The sequence below is a fragment of the Bradyrhizobium sp. JR4.3 genome (assembly GCF_040547695.1).
Taxonomy (GTDB): domain Bacteria; phylum Pseudomonadota; class Alphaproteobacteria; order Rhizobiales; family Xanthobacteraceae; genus Bradyrhizobium; species Bradyrhizobium canariense.
Map to the genome: position 1 here is coordinate 171,323 of NZ_JBEPQF010000016.1, position 20,999 is coordinate 192,321.

23 protein-coding genes and 1 pseudogene are annotated in these 20,999 nt (G+C 60.9%); 17 read left to right on the forward strand and 7 right to left on the reverse strand.

What is annotated here, in order from left to right:
• Positions 1-56: 56 nt before the first annotated feature.
• The 6 genes from ABIB91_RS24635 to ABIB91_RS24655 form a co-directional block, all read right to left on the reverse strand.
• Positions 57-743, reverse strand: coding sequence for a DUF2161 domain-containing phosphodiesterase (locus ABIB91_RS24635; protein ID WP_354163399.1), 687 nt, complete (start codon positions 741-743; stop codon positions 57-59).
• Between the two features lie 184 nt (positions 744-927).
• Complete coding sequence (locus tag ABIB91_RS41760) at positions 928-1,182, reverse strand: ParE family toxin-like protein (protein WP_007591841.1); 255 nt, start codon at positions 1,180-1,182, stop codon at positions 928-930.
• A complete protein-coding gene (locus ABIB91_RS24640; protein WP_027517590.1) occupies positions 1,179-1,376 on the reverse strand; it encodes a hypothetical protein in 198 nt (65 codons plus the stop codon). The genes ABIB91_RS41760 and ABIB91_RS24640 overlap by 4 nt, the downstream gene beginning before the upstream one ends.
• A 53-nt stretch (positions 1,377-1,429) precedes the next feature.
• On the reverse strand, positions 1,430-2,110 hold the full coding sequence (locus ABIB91_RS24645; protein ID WP_354163397.1) for an SDR family oxidoreductase: 681 nt from the start codon (positions 2,108-2,110) through the stop codon (positions 1,430-1,432).
• A gap of 40 nt (positions 2,111-2,150) precedes the next feature.
• Complete coding sequence (locus ABIB91_RS24650) at positions 2,151-2,894, reverse strand: tyrosine-protein phosphatase (RefSeq protein ID WP_007591836.1); 744 nt, start codon at positions 2,892-2,894, stop codon at positions 2,151-2,153.
• 168 nt (positions 2,895-3,062) lie between these two features.
• Entirely contained in the window at positions 3,063-3,266 is a 204-nt protein-coding gene (locus ABIB91_RS24655; RefSeq protein WP_007591835.1) for a DUF2735 domain-containing protein, read from the reverse strand.
• Between the two features lie 538 nt (positions 3,267-3,804).
• Between ABIB91_RS24655 and ABIB91_RS24660 the strand changes: the two genes are divergently transcribed.
• From ABIB91_RS24660 to ABIB91_RS24725, 14 genes are all read left to right on the forward strand, one after another.
• Positions 3,805-4,839: a glutamine synthetase beta-grasp domain-containing protein gene (locus tag ABIB91_RS24660; protein WP_007591833.1), complete on the forward strand. Its 1,035-nt coding sequence runs from the start codon at positions 3,805-3,807 to the stop codon at positions 4,837-4,839.
• A gap of 195 nt (positions 4,840-5,034) precedes the next feature.
• Positions 5,035-5,736 carry a GrlR family regulatory protein gene (locus tag ABIB91_RS24665; protein ID WP_354163391.1) on the forward strand — a complete coding sequence of 234 codons (702 nt, stop codon included), beginning with the start codon at positions 5,035-5,037 and terminating at the stop codon, positions 5,734-5,736.
• Between the two features lie 18 nt (positions 5,737-5,754).
• A complete protein-coding gene (locus ABIB91_RS24670) occupies positions 5,755-6,438 on the forward strand; it encodes a substrate-binding domain-containing protein (RefSeq protein WP_354163389.1) in 684 nt (227 codons plus the stop codon).
• A 32-nt stretch (positions 6,439-6,470) separates the two neighbouring features.
• Positions 6,471-7,292, forward strand: coding sequence for a tetratricopeptide repeat protein (locus ABIB91_RS24675; protein ID WP_354163387.1), 822 nt, complete (start codon positions 6,471-6,473; stop codon positions 7,290-7,292).
• A 208-nt stretch (positions 7,293-7,500) separates the two neighbouring features.
• Positions 7,501-7,650, forward strand: a complete 150-nt coding sequence (locus ABIB91_RS24680; RefSeq protein ID WP_007591825.1) for a hypothetical protein — start codon at positions 7,501-7,503, stop codon at positions 7,648-7,650.
• A 277-nt stretch (positions 7,651-7,927) separates the two neighbouring features.
• Positions 7,928-8,632, forward strand: a complete 705-nt coding sequence (locus tag ABIB91_RS24685) for a GrlR family regulatory protein (RefSeq protein ID WP_354163385.1) — start codon at positions 7,928-7,930, stop codon at positions 8,630-8,632.
• 168 nt (positions 8,633-8,800) lie between these two features.
• Positions 8,801-9,346, forward strand: coding sequence for a cupin domain-containing protein (locus ABIB91_RS24690; protein WP_354163383.1), 546 nt, complete (start codon positions 8,801-8,803; stop codon positions 9,344-9,346).
• Positions 9,347-10,064: 718 nt separating this feature from the next.
• A complete protein-coding gene (locus ABIB91_RS24695; RefSeq protein ID WP_354163379.1) occupies positions 10,065-10,226 on the forward strand; it encodes a hypothetical protein in 162 nt (53 codons plus the stop codon).
• A gap of 405 nt (positions 10,227-10,631) precedes the next feature.
• Complete coding sequence (locus tag ABIB91_RS24700) at positions 10,632-11,624, forward strand: formylglycine-generating enzyme family protein (protein WP_354163377.1); 993 nt, start codon at positions 10,632-10,634, stop codon at positions 11,622-11,624.
• A 114-nt stretch (positions 11,625-11,738) separates the two neighbouring features.
• Positions 11,739-13,409, forward strand: coding sequence for an arylsulfatase (locus tag ABIB91_RS24705; protein ID WP_502917014.1), 1,671 nt, complete (start codon positions 11,739-11,741; stop codon positions 13,407-13,409).
• 260 nt (positions 13,410-13,669) lie between these two features.
• Positions 13,670-13,960 carry a hypothetical protein gene (locus tag ABIB91_RS24710; RefSeq protein WP_354163373.1) on the forward strand — a complete coding sequence of 97 codons (291 nt, stop codon included), beginning with the start codon at positions 13,670-13,672 and terminating at the stop codon, positions 13,958-13,960.
• Positions 13,961-14,193: 233 nt separating this feature from the next.
• On the forward strand, positions 14,194-15,705 hold the full coding sequence (locus ABIB91_RS24715; protein ID WP_007591814.1) for an arylsulfatase: 1,512 nt from the start codon (positions 14,194-14,196) through the stop codon (positions 15,703-15,705).
• A 795-nt stretch (positions 15,706-16,500) separates the two neighbouring features.
• Entirely contained in the window at positions 16,501-17,193 is a 693-nt protein-coding gene (locus ABIB91_RS24720; protein ID WP_354163370.1) for a helix-turn-helix domain-containing protein, read from the forward strand.
• Positions 17,194-17,636: 443 nt separating this feature from the next.
• On the forward strand, positions 17,637-18,005 hold the full coding sequence (locus ABIB91_RS24725) for a hypothetical protein (protein ID WP_007591810.1): 369 nt from the start codon (positions 17,637-17,639) through the stop codon (positions 18,003-18,005).
• 658 nt (positions 18,006-18,663) lie between these two features.
• On the opposite strand, the pseudogene ABIB91_RS24730 reads toward ABIB91_RS24725, so the two are convergent.
• Positions 18,664-19,726 (reverse strand): annotated as a pseudogene (locus ABIB91_RS24730) (IS110 family RNA-guided transposase).
• Positions 19,727-19,954: 228 nt separating this feature from the next.
• On the opposite strand from ABIB91_RS24730, the gene ABIB91_RS24735 reads away from it, so the two are divergent.
• The 3 genes from ABIB91_RS24735 to ABIB91_RS24745 are packed head-to-tail and all read left to right on the forward strand — an operon-like array spanning position 19,955 to position 20,861.
• Positions 19,955-20,332 (forward strand): hypothetical protein, encoded by a 378-nt coding sequence (locus ABIB91_RS24735; protein ID WP_275169727.1) that lies wholly within the window; start codon positions 19,955-19,957, stop codon positions 20,330-20,332.
• On the forward strand, positions 20,332-20,637 hold the full coding sequence (locus ABIB91_RS24740; protein WP_354163367.1) for a hypothetical protein: 306 nt from the start codon (positions 20,332-20,334) through the stop codon (positions 20,635-20,637). Before ABIB91_RS24735 ends, ABIB91_RS24740 begins: the two co-directional genes overlap by 1 nt.
• 41 nt (positions 20,638-20,678) lie before the next feature.
• The gene (locus ABIB91_RS24745) at positions 20,679-20,861 is read left to right on the forward strand and encodes a hypothetical protein (RefSeq protein WP_247503627.1); all 183 of its coding nucleotides are present in this window, start codon (positions 20,679-20,681) and stop codon (positions 20,859-20,861) included.
• Positions 20,862-20,999: the final 138 nt, after the last annotated feature.

The following is a 20,999-nucleotide window of genomic DNA, read 5'->3' on the forward strand; positions in this document are numbered from 1 at the left end:
ATGTTGCATTGCAATATGAAATCGGTGTGGCATCTCAGCTATGCACCGGTTGGGTGTCAGGGTGGTGACGCGACACCGGCAACATCCGCAACCCGCTGCTGTGGCCAGCGCTTCAGCGCCGCGCGGCCCGCTTCCGTCAGCCCGTAGATTCCCCGCTCGGTGCGTTCGAACCAGCCATACACATTGTTAAGCATGATCTTGCCGGCATCGGGACAGCGTTGGCGCAATTCGCTCACCTTCCGCGGGCCTGCTCCAAGCTCCGAGGCGCAGGCCAACGCCTGCTGCCGATAGGCCGTCATGATCGGCGCGCGCGTGCTGCCGCCCAGCACCGGATCGCCTTGGCGGCGCTGATGCTCTGCGACCAAGCGGGAACGGACCTTCGGCTCGCGGCGTGGCGCTGCCGTCGGCGGTTTCACCAGCACCTCGACCTGGCCCCTGTCGGTCACCCCGAGCATGCCGAAGCCGAGGCGGCGACAGAGATTGCGGTAGCGTGCGTCGGTCTCGCGTCCCTTGCCGCGCACTGACATCTTTGCGGCAATCCAGACCTCGTCGCCGGCCGGTGCACGATCAACGGCCTGAAGGATCAGCTCGAGATTGAAGGTCAGCTTGAGCTCGCCAATCACCACCACCGGCGGATCGCCGGCGCTAAGGCCCACGAGATCGCAGCCACCGATCTCGCCCTTGACCGTGAAGCCGAGCTCTTCGAGGAAGCGTTTGACAGGCAGATAGAGCGTGGTTTCCAAAGGAAGCTTCCGAGTGTCACGTCCGATCGGAGAATCAGTCTCGGTCAGTTTAGCCCGGAACGGACTTAGGGCTCTGAGCCATTTGATCGGGAACAGACGACCTGGGCGGGGGCATCGCGCTCGCCGGCAAGCAGAGCATCCGTTTCAAAGGCAATCTACGGCTTTTGGTGCCGGATTGACGCCTTTAGCCTATGAGACGGTCGTAGTCTGCGTGCGAGCCGATCCAGAACCAAACGCAGGCGCCGTCAGATTCGATAGCCAGGGCGCGGTAGCGTAGGCCGACTCTGGCGGACCAAAATCGACCGACCCGTTTGAACTGAAGCGAAGGATGAGTGGGGTCGTTCTTCAGCAGCTTGAAATTGGCATCGGCGAGCCGCCGAACATTGACGGGCAAGGCCTCATAAGCCTTCCAGAATCTCGTGGAAGCGGTGTGCTTCACAAGTCGCGCGTTTGGGCGGCGCGATAATCGCTCAGCGCTTCCTCGGCAAATTGATCGAGCTTACCCGCCTTGATGTCCTGCTCCAGGACATGATCGAAGCGTTCTGCATCGAACTGCTCGAACCAGGCGCGAAACCGCACCAATTCGTCAGGCGTAAGCCGTTCGATCGCTCGTTCGATATCTTCAGTTGTCATTGTTCAAATATAGCAGCCCGATGGGCCTGGGAAAAGATGCGTGGCCACCAACGCTACACCCGCCCGCCGACCGGGATCAGCGCGCCGGTGACGCCGCTCGCGGCATCGCTGGCGAGGAACAGAATGACTTCGGCGAGCTCTTGCGGGGTCACCCATTTGGCGAAGTCGGCCTTCGGCATGTCGGCGCGGTTGGCCTTGGTGTCGATGATCGAGGGCAGCACTGCGTTCACGGTCACCTTGCCTTTCCACTCGCTCGCCAACGCCTCGGTGAGGCGATGGACGCCGGCTTTCGATGCCGCATAGGGGCCCATGCCGGAGCCAGCCTGAAGCGCGCCCATGGCGCCGATATTGACGATGCGGCCGGCCTTGGACGCGGCCAGATGCGGCAGTGCCGCGTGCGAGGCGTTGAGCGCCGTCAGCAGGTTGAGCGCATGCATGCGCTGCCATGTCTTGATTCCGCCGTCGCCGACGGTCTCGAAGGCGAATCCGCCGGCAATGTTGATCAGCGCATCGAGCCGGCCGAATTGCTTCGCTGCCGCCTCGACCGCCGTCTTCGCCTGCGCCACGTCGGAGAGGTCGACGCCGCCGATCTCGATGCGCTCGGGCATTGCGGGGATCTGCGATGGCGCGTGGTCGATGCCCGCCACGCGCGCGCCGCGTGCCAGCGCGGTCTCGGCGACGACTTTTCCAAGTGCGCCGAGTGCTCCGGTCACGATCAGAACCTTGCCTTGCATCATCGTTCTCCCGGCGCGGCCGCTCAAGATTTACGGCCGCTTACGATTGCAGATAGCGCGCCTTCAGCGCGGTCCGCTCCGCTGTGCCGAGCTTGAGACCGTCGCGCAAGTAGGTTTCGAGATCGCCATACTCGCTACCGACGGCCTCGAAAGCAGCGGCAAGATAAGAGGCCTCGACGGTGCCGATCGCGTCGAGAACGTCGGCAGGAAGATCGGAGACGTTTGACGCGTCGCGCTTGTAGTGCAGGTTGGTCAACAGGTAGTCCTCGGCAATGACGTGGTCGGCTACGCCGAGCGCATGAAGGATCAGCGCGCTGGCAAAGCCGGTGCGATCCTTGCCGGCGGTGCAGTGAATGACGAGCGGCGCGTGGTCCTCCAGGAGATGCCCGAACATGTTGCGGAAACTGGCCGTGTTGTGGCGGACATAGTTGCGATAGGATTCGCGCATGAGTTCGAGCGCGACCGGCGCGGTCAGCCTGCCCCTGGCGAGCTCGGCGCGCAGCGCAGCCACGACCGTCGGCTCGATCGGCAACGAATGCACGGCGATCTCGTCGACCACGCAGACACCCGCCGCGCGCTCCTCGACGCCGCGAAAATCGAAGGCGCTGCGCACGCCGAGCGCGCGGACGATCTCGACATCGGCGGCAGTGAGCTGGCCGAGATGGTTGGAGCGGAAGATGTGCCGCCAGCGCGTGGTACGGCCATCTGCGGTCGGATAGCCGCCGAGGTCGCGAAAATTACTGGCGCCCTGCAGGGCGAGATGGCGGGCAGGGGAGTCTTTCATGGAGGTGTCTTGTCAGGCATCTGAAACGGTCGGTGACGGCTGTGGGACCATATGATCCTGTAATCAAGTCCGGAATCAAAAAGGGCCGAAACTTCGTTGTTTCGACCCTTTTTCAATCTGACGCCGGACGCTTGAGAGAGCGCGGCGGTACTGAACCGAACGCAGGCATCAGCGATCCCATTTCGGCTTGGCTTCATCGACTGCTTCCTGATGGTACCAGCTGCCGCTGCAAATCGTCTCGTTCACGGGGAGCGAGGCGTGGTTGGCGGGAAGGCGGGTCTCACCGTTGCGGCGCCCCCCGAGAGCCGAGCGGCCCCCGACAGGGAATTGGTAGATCTGTGCAGATCCGTGACTCAGTCCATTGTTCATCATTGCGGTATCTCCCGAGATCGCAGCGCTGGGCCTCCATGGTGCGCCCGACTCGTTGGCTTGTGGTTACTGGAATCCCCATATCGGCCGTGCATTCCGAAATGCAAAGTGCTGAAAAGGAAATCAGCCTTGGCCTATTTTGTAGGCAGACTGCATTCTGCTTCCTCTAAGGCAGCGGTCGGGTGGCTAACGCGTGGGCCGTTGCGAAGGTTGCGGGCGGCGGGCGCAGACTTGGCGAATATTGCCGGACGTTGATGCGCGTTTAGTCGGCAACCTCAGGCCCGGGCCTGCCTGCTCCAGAATCGGGCGTTTTCCGCGGGGTTTTTGCGGTGCAGCTTCACGCAAAGGTGCGCCGCTATGACGCACGGCGCGGCCGACGATCCGCCGGGAGGGAGAGGAGGCCGGCCGCAGTGGAAAACCTCCCGCGCTGCGGCCTTTTGGCACGTTAAATGCTTAGAAAGGGTCGGCCGATGTTGGCCGGGTAAACAATCGTGCGGGGGCCTGCGGCCCCCACCTTTCGCATCATCTACAGAGAGGCTCAATGACCAAGTATAAGCTCGAGTACATCTGGCTCGACGGATATACGCCGACTCCGAACTTGCGCGGCAAAACTCAGATCAAGGAATTCGCGTCGTTCCCGACGCTCGAGCAGCTTCCGCTCTGGGGCTTCGATGGCTCCTCCACCCAGCAGGCTGAAGGCCACAGCTCCGATTGCGTGCTGAAGCCGGTCGCGGTGTTCCCGGATGGCGCCCGCACCAACGGCGTGCTCGTGATGTGCGAAGTCATGATGCCCGACGGCAAGACCCCGCATTCGACCAACAAGCGCGCCACCATCCTCGACGATTCCGGTGCCTGGTTCGGCTTCGAGCAGGAATACTTCTTCTACAAGGACGGCCGTCCGCTCGGCTTCCCGGCCTCGGGCTATCCGGCCCCGCAGGGTCCGTACTACACCGGCGTCGGCTTCTCGAACGTCGGCGACGTCGCCCGCAAGATCGTCGAAGAGCATCTCGACCTCTGCCTGGCAGCCGGCATCAACCATGAAGGCATCAACGCGGAAGTCGCGAAGGGCCAGTGGGAATTCCAGATCTTCGGCAAAGGCTCCAAGAAGGCCGCTGACGAAATGTGGATGGCCCGCTACCTGATGCTGCGCCTGACCGAGAAGTACGGCATCGACATCGAGTTCCACTGCAAGCCGCTGGGCGACACCGACTGGAACGGCTCCGGCATGCACGCCAACTTCTCCACCGAGTACATGCGTACGGTCGGCGGCAAGGAGTACTTCGAGGCACTGATGGCCGCCTTCGACAAGAACCTGATGGACCACATCGCCGTCTACGGCCCGGACAACGACAAGCGTCTGACCGGCAAGCACGAGACCGCGCCCTGGAACAAGTTCAGCTACGGCATTGCCGATCGCGGTGCTTCGATCCGCGTGCCGCACTCCTTCGTCAACAACGGTTACAAGGGCTATCTGGAAGACCGTCGTCCGAATTCGCAGGGCGACCCATACCAGATCGCTTCGCAGATCCTGAAGACGATCGCCTCCGTGCCGGCCGACAAGAAGGCCGCCGCCTAAGATCCTCCCGGCCCGGGCTGGGGGGCTGGCCCGGGTTGGACTTCGATCCGCCGAAGCCGAAAGGCTTCGGCGGATTTTTCATTCTGATGACAGCCGTTTGCGGAGCCGCCTCGGACCTCATGGCGCGAAACTTGTCCATCGCCGCCGAAAGCGGGATAGAGTGCGTCTGGATGCGCGCAGGGCCGGGGACGGCTGGTGTTTGAAGGCTTCTACAAGGTGAGATTTCAGCTCGGCGACGCCGTCGGCCGGAGCGTGATGCATGCCGGCAACGGCAAGATGCTCGGCGGCAATTCGGCCTTCGCCCATATCGGCACCTACGCCAAGACCGAAGCCGGCGTCGACATCGTGATCAACACCGTCCGTCACAACCCCGATCCGAACTATCGCGCCATGGCCGGCACTGACGATGCGACCCTGCTTGCCAAGGGCTGGGCCGACGGCGATCTCTATCGCTGCAAGGGCGAGCTCAAGGAGCTGCCCGGCGTACCCTTTCAGTCGTTGATGACACCCATCACCGAAGACGAGATGCCGATCGCCGGCGGCGTCGGCGAGGCCGGCATCGCCGACGGTCTCTACTCGGTGCATCTGCGTATGCTCGATGGCGTCGACGGCGGTCTCACCGGCGTGATGCTGCTCAACAAGGGCCGCATCCTCGGCGGCGATGCATCGTTCTATTATCTCGGCAGCTACACCGCCGCCAACGGGCGCTGGAAGGGCCAGATCCTCAACCAGGAGCACACGCCGGCCAAGGACGATCCGATCTTCGGCGGCCACGAGGTCGGCATCGGCTTCTCCGGCACTTATGGTGCCGAGGAGGCGGTGCTGGAGGCAACGGCGCTTGCCGGCAAGCGCAGCCTGCGCCTGACCGCCGCGCTCAAGCTGATGCACCGCGCCTGATCGCCACGGGAATCGCTGATGGAAAAAATTCGCATGCTTTCGACGCTCGGCCTGATGGGCGCGATGCGCAGCCTGTCCTCCGCCTACGAGACCGCGACCGGCGTCCACATCGATGCCGATTTCGCGCCGACTCTGGCGCTGCTCAAACGACTGCGCGACGGCGAGGGCGCCGATCTCGTGATCCTCACCCGCGAGGGGCTCGACGAGATGGTCGGCGAGGGCCGCGTCGTCTCAGGGACCGCGGCCGACCTCGCGCGTTCCTTCGTCGGCATCGCGGTGCGGGCAGGGCAAGCACATCCCGACATCGCCACGGAAACCGCACTGCGCAAGGCGCTGCTCGCGGGACGGTCCGTGGCCTATTCGCGGCTGGGTGCGAGCGGGGTCTATTTCGCCCGGTTGATCGCGCAGATGGGCATCGCGCCAGAGATCAACGCCAAGGCCATCATCGTCGAGCAGGGCTTTACCGCGGAGCGGCTCGTGAGCGGCGAGGCTGACCTTGCCGTGCAGCAGATCAGCGAGCTGAAGCAGGTCGAGGGCATCGAGGTGGTCGGCCCGATTCCGCACGATCTGCAAACGCCGGCCGTGTTCTCCGCTGGCCGGATGACAAACGCCGAGCACGCCGACGCCGCGGATCGGCTGCTGCGCTATCTGGCATCGCCCGAGGTCGTCCCCGTGCTGCGCCGATCGGGACTCGAGCCTTGAATTTGCCGGGACGACGACGCAACCTGGCGTCCATGCGGACTTTCCTCGTTGCCATCCTTCTCACGCTTGCGGCGCCGTTATCTGCGCATGCGCAATCGGCCGATCTCGTCCTGTGCGACCGCGTCGCCGCCGATCCCAGTGATCCCGACAAGCCAGCCGATATGAGGGGCGTGACGGAGATTGCGGCCTCCGACGTTGCGACCGCCCTCAAGTTTTGCAAGCAGGCCGCGCCGTCGTCGCGGCGCGCGATGTTCGCGCTCGGCCGCGCTTATGCGGCCAACCGGCAACCGGCGGAAGCGATGGCTGCCTGGCGCAAGGCCGCCGACAAGGGATCGAGTGCGGCGATGGTCGAGCTCGGTGTGGCCTACGGCACCGGCTCCGGCGTCGCCAGGGATGAAGCGCAGGCGCGCAAATTGTTCGAGAAGGCGGCGCAGGCCGGCAATCCCCGCGGCATCAGCAATCTCGCCGCGCTCGGCGGCACCGGCGGTGCCACGCCGGCCGATCCCGCACAGGCGCGCGCATTGCTCGGCAAGGCGGCCGAGACCAACGCGGAGGCGCAGTACCAGCTCGGCATGATGCTCTCCGAAGGCACGGGCGGGGCGAAGGACGACGCCGCGGCGCGCGCGCTGTTCGAGAAGGCTGCCGCGCAAAACCATCCCGGCGCGCTGGAGCGGATGGGGGCCTTCGCACAGGAAGGCCGCGGCGGGCCAAAGGACAAGGACGCCGCGAAATCCTATTACGAGCGCGCCGCAGCGCTCGGCGACGCGGATGCCAAGCAGGCGCTGGAGCGGTTGCGCTGTCCCTATGCGATCAAGGACAAGCAGGGCAAGCTCGTCACCACGCTGTGCTTCTAAAAGCGCGGTGAACGCGCTTTAGAGTTATTTGCGAGCATGATCTTTCCGGAAAACCGCTGCGCACCTTTCCGGATCATGTTTCGTCCGCCGCCGATGGCCGTGACTGCTCCATGCTCACTTTGTCGCGTGCTTGTGTCGACGGGTTCGAATGCGTCAGGAACCAGCCTGGACACGGTCCGTTGAATCCTCGACAGCAGGAGGCGCAACCATGATCCGCAAGCTCGCATCGGGCGAATATCGGCTCTATTCGCGCAAGGTGAATCCCAAGACCGGCAAGCGCCGCAACCTCGGCACGTTCAGGAGCCGCGCGGCGGCCGAGAAGCATGAGCGCGAGGTGCAGTATTTCAAGCGACACTAGCGCCTGAGAAGCCGTTCGCGACCGGCCAAACAAAAAAGGCGAAAAACAACCCCATGCACAGTAGCCAAGTGGTTGAAATCACAGGCCTGCAAATGGTGTGATCGCCATCTGCGGAAACGCCGAAATCGATTGCGCCGTCGGGCAAAACAGGCGCATGATGGCATCATGGCAGGTGTGGCTCCGCGAATGGCCCTGCGCGAAAAAGCCCGATGGCCTTGGTGCGACGGCGGTGCTAGGTAGCGCGTGCTTTCCTTCTGATATTTCCGGGTCAATTGCGTTGCTGGACGGGCTCTACAAGGTTGAATACGGCGTCAACGATGCCTTCGGCCGCAGCATCATGTGCATGCATGACGGCAAGCTGCTGGGCGGCAATTCGGCCTTCGCGCATCTCGGAAGCTATGTCGAGCGCGACGGCGAGATCATCGCCGAAGTCATCACCGAACGGCATAACGACGATCCCAACTACAAGCCGCTGATGGGGGCTGACGTCGCCGCGATCGGCGCGCGCGGCCGGCTCGTTGGCAACCAGATCCGTCTCGCGGGCAGCGCGGACACGATGCCGGGCGCCGGTTTCTGGGCCAATCTCACGCGGCTCGATGACGAGGGATTGCCGCCGCAGGGGACGATCGGTCCGGGCGGTGTCGTGAACGGGCTCTATGCGATCCATCTGCGCGCGCTCGACGGCGTCGACGCCGGGCTCTCCGGCGTCATGCTGCTGATCGACGGCCGCATCCTGGGCGGCGATGCGTTCTTCTACTATCTCGGCGCCTATTCCTCGGCTGACGGTCGCTGGAAGGGCGAGATGCTCAACCAGGAGCACACGCCGGCGAAAGGCGAGAACCCCGTGTTCGGCGGCTACGAGGTCGGGATCGGCTTCTCCGGGACCTGCACTGCCGATAGCGGCGAGCTCGAAGGCATCGCACTTGCCGGCAAGCGCAGCCTGCGGCTGGCGGCATCGCTCAAACTGATGCGAAGGGCGTAGGGCGGTTACTTAGAGATCTGGGATGTCTGCTTGAGAGAGTAGCGCAGGCCTGAAGTGCGACTCCCTGCGAAGTCGGCAAGTGGACCCGAAGCGGACATCCGGCCTCGAAAAAGACACCGGTTGTGATGGTAAGGTGCCTCTCCTCAAAATCATGGAAACGAGGTCGAGATGACCGACACCTCTCCTGCGAATGCTCCGTCTGCTTCCTCGATCCCCGCCGACGATCCTGGTCGCGTCCTGACGGTAGCCGATCCCGACGGCGCCGGAGTGCCGCATATCTCGGTGGCGGGCGGCACTTACACGATCCTGGTGTCGGGCGCGCAGACCGCGGGACGCTATTGCCTGGTCGATATGCTGGTGCCCGCCGGCGGTGGCCCCCCGCCGCATCGCCACGACTTCGAGGAAATGTTCTCGCTGCTCGAAGGCGAACTCGAGTTCACTTTTCGCGGTAAGTCGCACACCGTACGCGCGGGATCGACCGTCAACGTTCCGGCGAACGCCCCACACGCGTTTAAGAACCTGTCCGGCAAGACGGCTCGCATGCTCTGCATGTGTACGCCGGCAGGACAGGATGAATTCTTTCTGGCGGTCGGTTTCCCCGTCGAAGGCCGCACATCGCCGCCGCCGAAGCCGACCCCGGAAGAGATGGCCGAGAAGGGAAAACTGATCGCGGCCCTGCTGCCGAAATATCGCACCGAGATCGTCAAGATGTGAGGCACATCCGCCTGACTGACAGCCAAGAATGGAGGCGGCCGCCGCAGAGTCGAGGCGGCCGTTCCTTTTCGCCGGTGATCGCTTGTGGCCCATCGCGATGGCTGGCACACGGCGGCGACATGTGCGGAGCGAAAGGTAGAGCGGAAGTCGTCCCACTCGGCGGCCGACCGCCGCCTTTGACCCGAAGAAGAACGACGTTCGGAATCCTATTGGTTGAAAATGTGCTATCATGCCTCTTGGGATAGCGTTTGCTGTCCCGGAAATCTAGGAGGACATGGCAGTGAAAGTCTCGGCACTTTTGTCCATGGGTATCGTTGTCGCGATCTTGTCGGTGGCGCCGGCGAATGCCCGCGATACTCAAAAGATCCAGAAACCACAGACAGCGCCGGTATGGAATCCAGGTGAGCCTTGGCCTCCCAAGTGGGCCACTTTCGAAGCTTGCCAGGCAGCCGGAAAGAAGTGGGCTTGGGATCTAAATGCCACTTCTCAATGGTGCAGCGCTCAATCGTACGACAGAGTGAGCGGCACCGTTCGCTGATGGCGAAGTTGGCGCGACAGAACAAGTTGAGGCCGCTCCAACGGGCGGCCTCTTTCATGTCAGCGCTAAGCCTGCGATGTCGCCTGTTGGCCCTTGGCTAATTCACTAGAGCGAGCTGATCATGTCCGCTCCCAAACGGCGAGGAGGGGCAACGATGCCTTCGGCCGCAGCATCATGTGCATGCATGACGGCAAGCTGCTGGGCGGCAATTCGGCCTTCGCGCATCTCGGAAGCTATGTCGAGCGCGACGGCGAGATCATCGCCGAAGTCATCACCGAACGCCACCGGCACCGCCGACAGCGGCGCGAAACAAAGGCCACCGCGAACACCAGAACAGGATAATGCGTCAGGTTTTCCATGGCACCGTCCACTCGACCAGAACGCCAAATCCCGGATAACCCTTCTGCGACACAAATCACATAACGCTTGTTGCTCACCCCGTCACCAATTCGCAGACGGCAACTGAGTCAATGCTGCTGACGCGGTTGGCCCGAAGGCGAAGCTGGCGGTAGCGTTGAGGCCAGACCGGACGTGGCGGAGACGCGACCAATTCGACTCGCATGACGCGAGTCGGACATCCTTTGATCTAGATCAATCCTGAGGTGTGTCGTTTAGTTTTGCGTACGTCTCAGCCTCGGTCAAAGGACCCAGTACCGGAAAATGCATATCAAGCGAAACAGCGTCGCAAATAAACAGAGTCACAAGTGAATCCACGCAAGCCGCTGATGCATGGGCCAGGAGATCGTGATGCACCTGGCTGAGACGAAATCGTCGTCGGGCGGACAATCGTTCGAGCATCCAGCAGGTGGGGGGATGCTGTATGTGCCGGGCGGCACGTTTCGCATGGGGTCGGATCGGCACTATCCGGAGGAAGCTCCGGTTCACCGCGTCAGTGTCGATGCGTTCTGGATGGATTGCCATCCCGTCACGAACCGGCAGTTCAAGGCGTTCGCCAAGGCTACCGGCCACGTCACCGTTGCCGAGATCACGCCCGATCCAAAGGACTATCCCGGGATGCTCCCGCACATGGTCTATGCGGGCTCGCTGGTGTTCTCGCCGCCCAACCATCCGGTCAGCCTGCGGGACTTCAGCCAGTGGTGGACGTTCGCCAAAAGCGCGGACTGGCGGCATCCCTACGGACCGGGGAGCAAAATCCAGGGGCTCGACGATCATCCCGTTGTGCATGTGGCCTTCAGCGATGCGCTCGCCTACGCAAGATGGGCCGGCAAGGATTTGCCGACCGAGGCGGAATGGGAATTTGCGGCGCGCGGCGGACTGGACGGCGCCGAGTTCGCGTGGGGAGATGAATTTACGCCCGACGGCCGTCATATGGCCAACACCTGGCAGGGCGAATTTCCGCGCCAAAACACCAGGGACGACGGATTCGACCGGACATCGCCGGTCACGGCATTCCCGCCGAACGGGTACGGGCTGCACGATCTGATCGGCAATGTCTGGGAGTGGACGTCGGACTGGTACTCGCCTCGGCATGGAGCCGACGCTGCAAAAGCCTGCTGCATTCCCGAGAACCCGCGCGGCGGCCACGAGGCCGATAGCTGCGACCCGAGAACGACCAACGTCAAGATTCCACGCAAGGTCATCAAAGGCGGCTCGCATTTGTGCGCGCCGAATTATTGCCGACGCTACCGGCCGGCTGCGCGGCATGCGGAGCCGATCGACACTTCCACAAGTCATCTTGGATTTCGGTGCATCAGGCGAGGAACCTCTGACGCATCTTAATGGGAGAGCGATGCCATGTTGAATTGCGTATTTGATGACAAGCTTTTGGTCGCAACGCCACGCAAGAAGCAAAGCTGGCTCAAGCGGTCCAGCGCAGCGCTGCTCGGTGCGACGATGATGATACCGTCGTCGGGATTGGTCAGCACGCCGGTGGCTGCACAGCCGGCGCAAAAGCCCAATATCCTCTTCATCATGGGCGACGATATCGGCATCATGCAGCCCAGCATCTACCATCGCGGTTTGATGGTCGGAGAGACACCGAACATCGACCGCATCGGAAACGAGGGCGCGCTCTTCATGACCTATTATGCGGAGCAGAGCTGCACCGCCGGCCGCAACGCGTTTTTCACCGGCATGCACCCGCTGCGCACCGGCATGATTCCTCCGCAATTGCCCGGCAGCCCGTCGTGGCTGCGGCCCGGTACGCCCGCCGTTGCCAAGTTCTTGCTCGACCTCGGTTACAACACTGGCGAGTTCGGCAAGAATCATCTTGGTGACAATCCCGAGGCGCTACCAACCGCCCATGGTTTCCAGGAGTTCTGGGGGTACCTGTATCACCTCGACGCGATGCAGGGGGTGAGTTTCCCGGACATCAACAAGAGCCCGACCGTGCAAGGCATTGCGCCGCCGTGCAAGGCAACCCCGGTCCCGGGCCTTACCGAGGTCCCCGGCGCCGTGGATCCTCGAACAACGACGTGCCTGACGCCGCCGCGGCCGGTGCTTGCGTGCAAGTCGTCGGACGGCTCACAGGCAAACCAGACCTGCAAGGACGAAGGTCCCTTGACGCTCGACCGTTCACGAAGCGTGGACGAAGAAATCTCAGCCAAGGTCATCGACTATCTTGATCGCAACGATCCCAAGAAGACCAACAAGCCGTTCTTCGTCTGGTACAACCCGGCGCGCATGCACATCACGACCGTGCTGCCGCCGAAATACGAGGCGATGATTGGCGAGCCGGGTGGCAAGGACTGGGGCCTCAACGAGGCCGGCATGAAGCAGATGGACGACAATATCGGCTATGTCCTCAAGAAACTCGAAGACATGGGCCAGCTTGACAATACCATCATCGTCTTCACGACAGACAACGGCGCCGAGAACATCACTTTTCCTGACGGCGGCACCACCCTTTTCAAGGGCGGCAAGCTGACCACCTGGGAAGGCGGCATGCGTGCCCCGATGGTCGTTCGCTGGCCGGGCCACATCAAGCCGGGCACGGTCAAGAGCGAGATGATGTCGGCACTCGACTGGCTGCCGACGTTGGTCGACATCGCCGGCGGGCCGAAGGGCGACGCTTTGAAGAAGCAGATCGAGGCTGGAAGCTACCCCGGCATCGTCAAGACAACGCTCGACGGCGTCGATCAGCGCGCCTATCTCGAAGGCACGGATAAATCCGCGCGCGAGGTCTTCTTCTACTACACCGGCGCGCAGCCATCGGCGGTACGCTACAAGAACTGGAAGATGTACTACACGATGGTGCCGGACACCGGGACCGGCGGGTTGTTCGGAGCGCAGAGCTTCCATTGGACGCAGGTCGCCAACATCAAGCGTGACCCATTCGAGCAGACGGTCGGCTCCGATGCCAAATCGTTGCTGGGCTATGCCGGTTCGATCGGCTCGCCGAGCACCGCCTACCTGTATGACTGGAATATCCTGCCCCTCGGCCAACTTCTCTGGGAAAAGGAGCTATTCTCTTACAAGGACTTCCCTCCGATGCAGGCGCCGGAAACTTACAACCTCGATGGTATCCTTGCTGAAATGAAGAAGTCCGGCCATCAGAGCGAGTGAACGAGGCGGGATAGTATGCCTTGATGATGTCTAAGCGGGCGGTCTTGAAAAAAGCCGCCCGTTGCAAGCACAATTGTGTCAGCGTCGGGTGCCGTCCCTTCAACTCCGATGATCCCCAAGGCTGCTGACGCCCCAAGGCTGCTACTCCAATTTTGCTGCCCCAAGACTATCGGACGATCCAATCCGTCAACGCGACGCTGACAAGCCGATGATGCACTTGCTCTGCCGCGTTCGAGAGAACTGCAATAAGGATTGCCGTCATGTACAGACCGCTTGGGTCAATACTGCTGGCTACCGCAGCTCTAGTTTTCAGCCCGTTGGTGCAGGCGCAACAGGCAACAGCACCGCGGGTTGCAGCCGAAACGCCGCGGTCGATGCTGGCAGCGCAGATTCGCTTGCAAGGTTTCACCTGTGACAAACCGCTCGGTGCCTCAAGGGATGCAAAACGCTCGCGTCCGGATCGGGCCGTCTGGATCCTGAAGTGCAGCAACGCAACATATCGGGTCACCCGCTCTCCCGACATGGCGGCGAAGGTCGAACCGCTGCTGTAAGCGACGCACTTCATCTGCCCCTGGTGGCCATGCGAGATAAGCAATCGATGTCAGCTTCTGGGCTCCTGGCCGAAGGCCGGTTGAACATGTGTCATATCGGCTGTCAGAGGCAAGCCGGACGCCGATCCAGGTTGGCGTCTTACCGCCGCAATGCGGACATTGGCGCGGATTTCGGATAGCTTCGAGGTTAGGCTTTCTCTAGAATGGTTACGCAGCATCTTCCGGAGTTTCGCATGCAAAACTCGGTCAAGCACTTCGCCTCGGCGGTGGTGCTGCTTGCGTTGATGGGTTCGGCGACAGCCTTTGCGCAGCAAAACAATAAGCCCAACATTGTTTTCATTCTCGCCGATAATGTCGGTTACGGCGACCTTGGGTGCTATGGCGGCGGCGAGTTGCGTGGGGCATCGACGCCGCATCTCGATGCAATGGCTCGAGACGGATTGCGCCTCACACAGTTCCTGGTGGAACCGGCGTGTACCCCCTCCCGTGCAGCGCTGATGACTGGGCAATATTCGATCCGAAACGGTCTGTCGCTGATCGCTATTGAGGGTAGTCCCTATACGCTTCCCGCTAATGCCTTCACCATGGGCGAGATGTTCAAGAGCGTTGGTTATGCGACTGCGATCTTCGGGAAATGGCACCTTGGAAGTGCGCCTCAAAGTCTGCCGACCGCGCACGGCTTTGATGAGTTCTACGGTATCCCGCCGGACATTAGCTGGGATGCAGCAACATACCCGGCTACAATCGCGCTCACGCACTCAATCAATGAGCCGTACGAGACACTGCTGAAGACTGGGCCGCAGATCGTTGAGGCGAAGGCCGGAGGCCCGCTACAGGCGGTCAAGCCATTTACCGAGGACGTCCGCGCCAACATCGACGATGAGTTCGTGGACAGATCAATCGATTTTATGAGGCGCCAGAGAGCATCGGGACAGCCCTTTTTTCTCTATCTTCCTTTTTCAATGGGGCACTTTCCAAACTTGCCTTCTCAACAGTTCAAAGGAAAATCACGGATCGGCAACTACGGCGACAAGTTGATGGAGGGAGACTATCACGTCGGACAAATCCTAGATACGCTGAAGCAACTCGGCATTGACGACAACACAATCGTTGTCTTTGCCTCGGACAATGGCCCCCAGGGCCAGACCGCGCGAGAACACGGCAACCAGGGAACGCCTGATATGGGTAATTCAGGTCCGTTTCGCGGAGAGTTAGGCGAAGTCACTGAAGGAGCAATACGGACGGCGGGGATCATCCGGTGGCCCGGCAAAGTCAAGGCAAACACAACCACATACGCCATGTTCTCGATCATGGATTTCCTGCCGACCTTTGCCCACATCGTCGGTGCCAAGATGCCAACAGACCGCCAGATCGACGGGATCAATCAAGCCGATCTCCTGTTGGGCAACACGGCGACAGCGCCTCGCGAAAGCCTCTTGAGCTTTATCGGTGGAGATCTCGTCGCCGCGCGCTGGAAACAGTGGCGTATCTACTTCACGGACGTCCATCCGACCGGCATCGGACCACAGCGGCAGCCCGGCATGTTCTCCGCGAGTGCGCCGATGGCCGGCTACCCGAAGATTTACAACATTGAAATGGATCCGCACGAGGACCTCATCGTCGCGGCAATGTTTGGCTGGGTATCGGGTCCTGCGCTCAAAACTGTCGAAGAGTATTTAGCGACCCTCAAGAAACATCCAAATCCACCACCGCCGAACATCACGCAATTTCGTAGCGGCGGTTAAACTGGCTCGGCGGTTTGTCCGCTTCTGACCGTTGCGGACATTCTTGAGCAATATTGGGTGCCGCCAACATAACGCCGTGGGGCTTTTCTGCCGCCCTGATCCGATGTCGCTGTAGGGGAGTCGGTTCGCCACAGGAGACCGAAATGAAACGATCAATCGCGCTGTCGGCATTGCTAATAATTGGGTTCGCTGGAAGCCCTGGAAGGGCGAGTGACGTAGTCTGTTGCCAATACGCTGGCTATCCGGTTGCTTGCATCGCACGGCCCGGATTCGGGGGCGCCCCAATTCACGACACTCGCCGAATTCCACCCGCAATTGATGATCGCCCAAGCGGCCTTGTAAGGCAGGACTTGTTCGATCGAAATAACCCAAACAACCTACGATCGGATTGGCCCAGTCCACCTGCTCAACCGGGCGCGCTCTGAAAGTAGCACTGAGCTGATCATGGCCTGCGAGCAGTAGGATCAGACCCCGGTGTGGAGTGCTTCGGACTTTAGCGATTCAACGCTGCATCCGCTCGTGGCCCATTGCTTCAGTTTGCGCGGCGCAGCAGACGTCAGGAGGCGGAATTAGACCGGAAGTCATTGCCCGAGGAGTAAATCTCGCAATTGATCCATAACGCAGTGGTTACGCCATTCGCCCGGCGGTGGCGCCAGCAACCTGACATTGTACCTTGGTACAATGACCTGAGGGATATCCAATGAATATGGTCGCTCGTCGAACGACCAGCGGGCGAGAGAGGATTATTCAAAGAATTGATACGGAAAAAGAATTGATGCGGAAGGGGAACTGGCCATGTTTGTGCGTATCCCAACGGATCGACGACCTCAGCCCAATACGCTCGATGAATTCGGTTTGACGAGTGCATTCAACCGAATTATCGGCCTCGGTGAGTTTACATACCGAAAAGGCACTGAAATCTTCGGCGAAAAAGAGCCCGCTGTGTATGTCTATCAAGTCAAGCATGGTGCGGTGCGAAGTTACAAGTTGCTCTCGGACGGTCGGCGTCAAATCGGCGCCTTTCACTTAGTGGGCGATATCTTCGGGCTTGAAAACGGCGATGAGCATCGATTTACCGCAGAGGCGGTCGTCGAAACCGTCGTGCGCCTGATTAAGCGAGAAAGCCTTCAATTGGTAGCCGCAAAAGACGCGGTCGTCTCGCACAACCTACTCAGCATGATCACCCGCAACCTGGAGCACGCAGAAAACCATATGCTGCTTCTGGGCCGCAAGACCGCGGTAGAAAGGGTCGCCGCCTTCTTACTTGAGATGGATTTCCGCACGGGAGCAGACAAGATGTCGCTCCCCATGACTCGTCTCGACATTGCGGACTATCTCGGCTTGACGCTCGAAACGGTTTCTCGCGCGCTATCTAGCTTGCGTAAAGCGGGCGTCCTTACGTTCCTAGACCACGATCAGCGAGAGATCATGTTAAACGACAGGCGGCGGCTTGCCGATTTCGATCCGCAAGGACCGGCACAACCCTGATACCAAAATGCGACGGGCCGTGCTGGCGACGATGAGAGATACACAGTCCCTCCACACCGATGACCGCGACTATTTACTGAGAGGAGCTAAAGCGATGAGCCCATTGATTTAGCTCAATGGATTGCCGCGATCCAGGTTCAAGGCTCTGTGATGAACAAGCCGTCCGGATCCGATAAGCCCGAGCCCAAACCAACGCGCTTGGAGGAGGCGCGCCGGATCGTTGAGGAGTACGCGAATGACCTTCGCGAAATCATCCGGAAGCTGCGTGAGAAGATGAATTGAAGCCGATTGGATTTGCTCAAAGTTGAGTTCTTCGCATTTTGACCCAAGGCAGTCCCAATCTTGGCGGTGCGAGTTTTACCGAAGTAGCACAGGCTCGCAAAGGCCGACCGACTACTACGAGACGTGGCATTGGGCCACGGTTCAAGCGCAAGGAGGAAGCCATGATAAATCTGAAAGTTCTTGGCGCGGTCGTTGTTGCGGCATCCGCCCTGTCCAGCTCTGCTGCACTGGCGCAGGCGGCCCTCTCCAATCCGGACGAATGCCAAGCTGAATTCGCCAGCTGCACGGGTTTAGGAACCGGGAGTACTCCCACCGGAGGTTATCGATATCGGCAATCAACTCGGCGAACGGCGTATCGCCAGCCGGCGGCGGCCGACGCTACCGTCGGCAGCTGGGGCAATTCCTACGCCATGTCCGGCGAGATGGGCTGGCACGGCAACTGGAATGCGTATGCTGCCCGCAACGGCATCGTCTGTAAGCCCGGCACCTATTTCAAGGGTGCTGACGGTCTGCGGCATCTCTGCCAATAGGTCATCCGCTCTAAGGCTGAATCAGACGGCCCCACAGGGCCGTCTGATTCAGCCTGAGGGTGGCACTCGTCCTGAGTGGGCGACAGCGTGGAGCCAGGCAGGCGTCAGTCTGCGGGAGCTGATGACTGCTTCTGGCCCATCGCCGCCGTCCGAGGGGCGGCTCGTCATGTCGGTTCTCAAGGCGGACCGGAAGTTTGCGGCTGAGCTCGAAACCAACGCGATTGACCCGGCCGCGCGTTGCAAGAGGTTTCGTCAACCTGGCAGATGCGGTCTTGCATCAATGTATCCGGCCTCTGATTGGAGCGTGTTGTGCTCCGGGCCATCATGGATATCAGCGCGCATTCGAGCTAATTAGCGGACAGGCCTCGAACGGGCCATTCGGGTCACCAGTGTTCGCATGCGCCGGGAAGACCGATCCTCCATCGTTGTCTCATTCCTCTCGCAGACCTCGGCGGGTAAGGGATGTTGGTTACGTCATCGATCGCACCTCACCTCGTGCTGTTCCTTAGTTCGTGCCTGGCGGTCGTTCCTTTGTCCCGGCCTGCGCGCGCAGACGCGCCGCGCGCAAGGGCCGTCAAGGCCGGCCGTCGTGCTGTCCTGACGTCTTGCTCTACCGCGGTCAGGCCGCGCCTTGACGGCCCCGAGCACGGTGCGAGGATCAGGCAGCTCGGGACGCCGTCTCCTCCGTGTTGACGCACTCGAAGGCGCGTCCCTTGTTGAGAACCGCCCAGGCGATCCGGGCGAGCTTGTTGGCGAGCGCAATCGCCAGCACGTTGTGGTGCAATCGTTTCTTGGCGGCTTCGATCCAAGATTTGAGGCCATAGGCTCCCAACCCTTGACCTTGACCAGCACAACCCACGCGGCCTGCACAAACAGCGCGCGCAGGTAGCGATTGCCGCGCCTTGATATCTTGCCGAGGATCGTGCGGTCGCCGGTCGATATCTGCTTCGGCACCAGTCCAAGCCAGGCGCCGAAGTCGCGGCCTTTCGAGAACACGTCTCCAGTGCCGATCGCAGCCACCATCGCGATCGAGATGATCGGGCCAATGCCGGGCACCGTCATCAGTCGCTCGCAGCCTTTGTCTTGACGGGCCAATGCCTCGATTTCGCTGGAGAGGTCCTCGATACGCTCATCCAGCCGGCGCCAGTCACCCGCCAGATCCTCGATGATGCGCAACATGCGAGGCGAGAGCACATCGGTGCGCGTCGCGAGGATACCCGGCAACTCGGACCGCAGGGAGCGCAGGCCTTGCCGCACGGCGATGCCCCGCTCCAGCAGGAACGCACGGATCTGATTGATGACGCCGGTGCGCTGACCGACTAATCGCTCGCGCACGCGGTGCAGCGCCTGCAGGTCGAGCTGGTCGGCGGTCTTGGTTGCGACGAACTTCATGGTCGGCGTTGGACCGCCTCGGCGATGGCTTCCGCATCTCGGAAGTCATTCTTCTGTCCCTTCGAATAGGGGCGCACGTATTTCGCCGGCATCAAGCGGGCGTCGTGGCCAAGCGTTTGCAGCTTGCGACTGAGGTGATGCGCGCCGACGCAGGCCTCCATGCCGATCAAGCACGGCGGCAGGTTGGCGAGCCGCGTTTCCACCTGGCCGCGCGACCACTTCTGCCGCAGCACGATGCCGCCGCGCTGATGCTGGCCAATGATGTGGAACGAGTTCTTGCCGATATCGATGCCGATGACGGCGGGCGAAGCGTCGAGTTTCTGAGACATGGCGTGCTCCTTGTCTTGGGCGCCCCTTGCCAGCTTCTCGTACTGGCAGGGCCGGAGCACGGCCGGACCATTCCATTAGCGGACTCAAACTAGCGCTCACTTCGTGCCCGGTTCATCGGATCTGAAGCTTTTAAGCAATCGCCGCAACCAAAGCTAAACCAAACACGTAAGCGAGAAATTCACCCGCTCCTTCTACCCAAGGTCGCGGTAAAGGCGGGAGAAGTCGGCGTGGGTTGGAAGCTCTTTGCACTGCTAATTGTCGTGCTCACGGGTTGGAGTTTTGCGGACTCAGAACCTTACACTTCGACAGGACTTATCCACCTGATGATGAGCGCGCTATCGGCGGCCGGTCTTGTACTTATGGCATTTGAGATTGACTTTTTGCCGCGCAAATTCTGGCGCGCATTTTCCGTGGCATATGCAGCGTATAGCGTTGGCCTGATGGCCTTTTCCAGTCAGAACCTTTACAAGCAATATGCCGTTGATGGGCGGTCTCTGTCGGCAGTCGTCAGCGCATTCCTCATAATGGCCACCCTCCAGATCGCCATCAACATCGGACTTTGGGTAAACGCCTCTTCGCGTTTTTCAGCGCGAGGCAATGCCTGATGTACTTCCTCACTGCCTGCTTGATCGTAGGAGCCCTGAGTGCCCACGTATCGTCTCGTCGGTTCTGGAACTTGTTGCAGGACTTTCGGGTGGCCAGCGCTACTCAGCGGCTCGCGGCGCGGCGGCGTGCGCTTTTGCCGGTGCTCTGCTTGGGATTTTTTCTGCTGCTGCTGCTTCTATTAAGTCGCGTTCTAGGTTCGGAATTTACTGCCGTCACAGCGGACTGTTTGGTATTACTCGTTTCGATTTTTGCCGGGTTGTTTATCGGCGTATTTGGTGTCATCGCCGCGACGGACCGTCGTTGATATGATCCCGCGAAATCGGGCAGGCCAATGAAAGCTCATTAATGGGCACCATTTACGCGATGCTGGTGATCACTACGTTCGTTCTAGGGTTTGTCGCAACCGTCCTGTGGGGGCCAGATTTCGAATGGCTTGGGCGAGATGTCGAGGATGCCTACATCTTCAAGATGGTTGGCATCGGACTGGTCGTGTTCTTCTTAATCGCAATTACCTTCCACCTCATCTGAGGTCCTACAAACTGGACGGTGTTGCGCCTAAACGTCAGCTTCTGGCCGATTTTGTTGCAAAAGTCGGTTGAGACAAGTCACGAAGCGTGATTCCGTTGTGTTGACGCGAATCTCGGCGAGGTCGATCCATGATGGGCC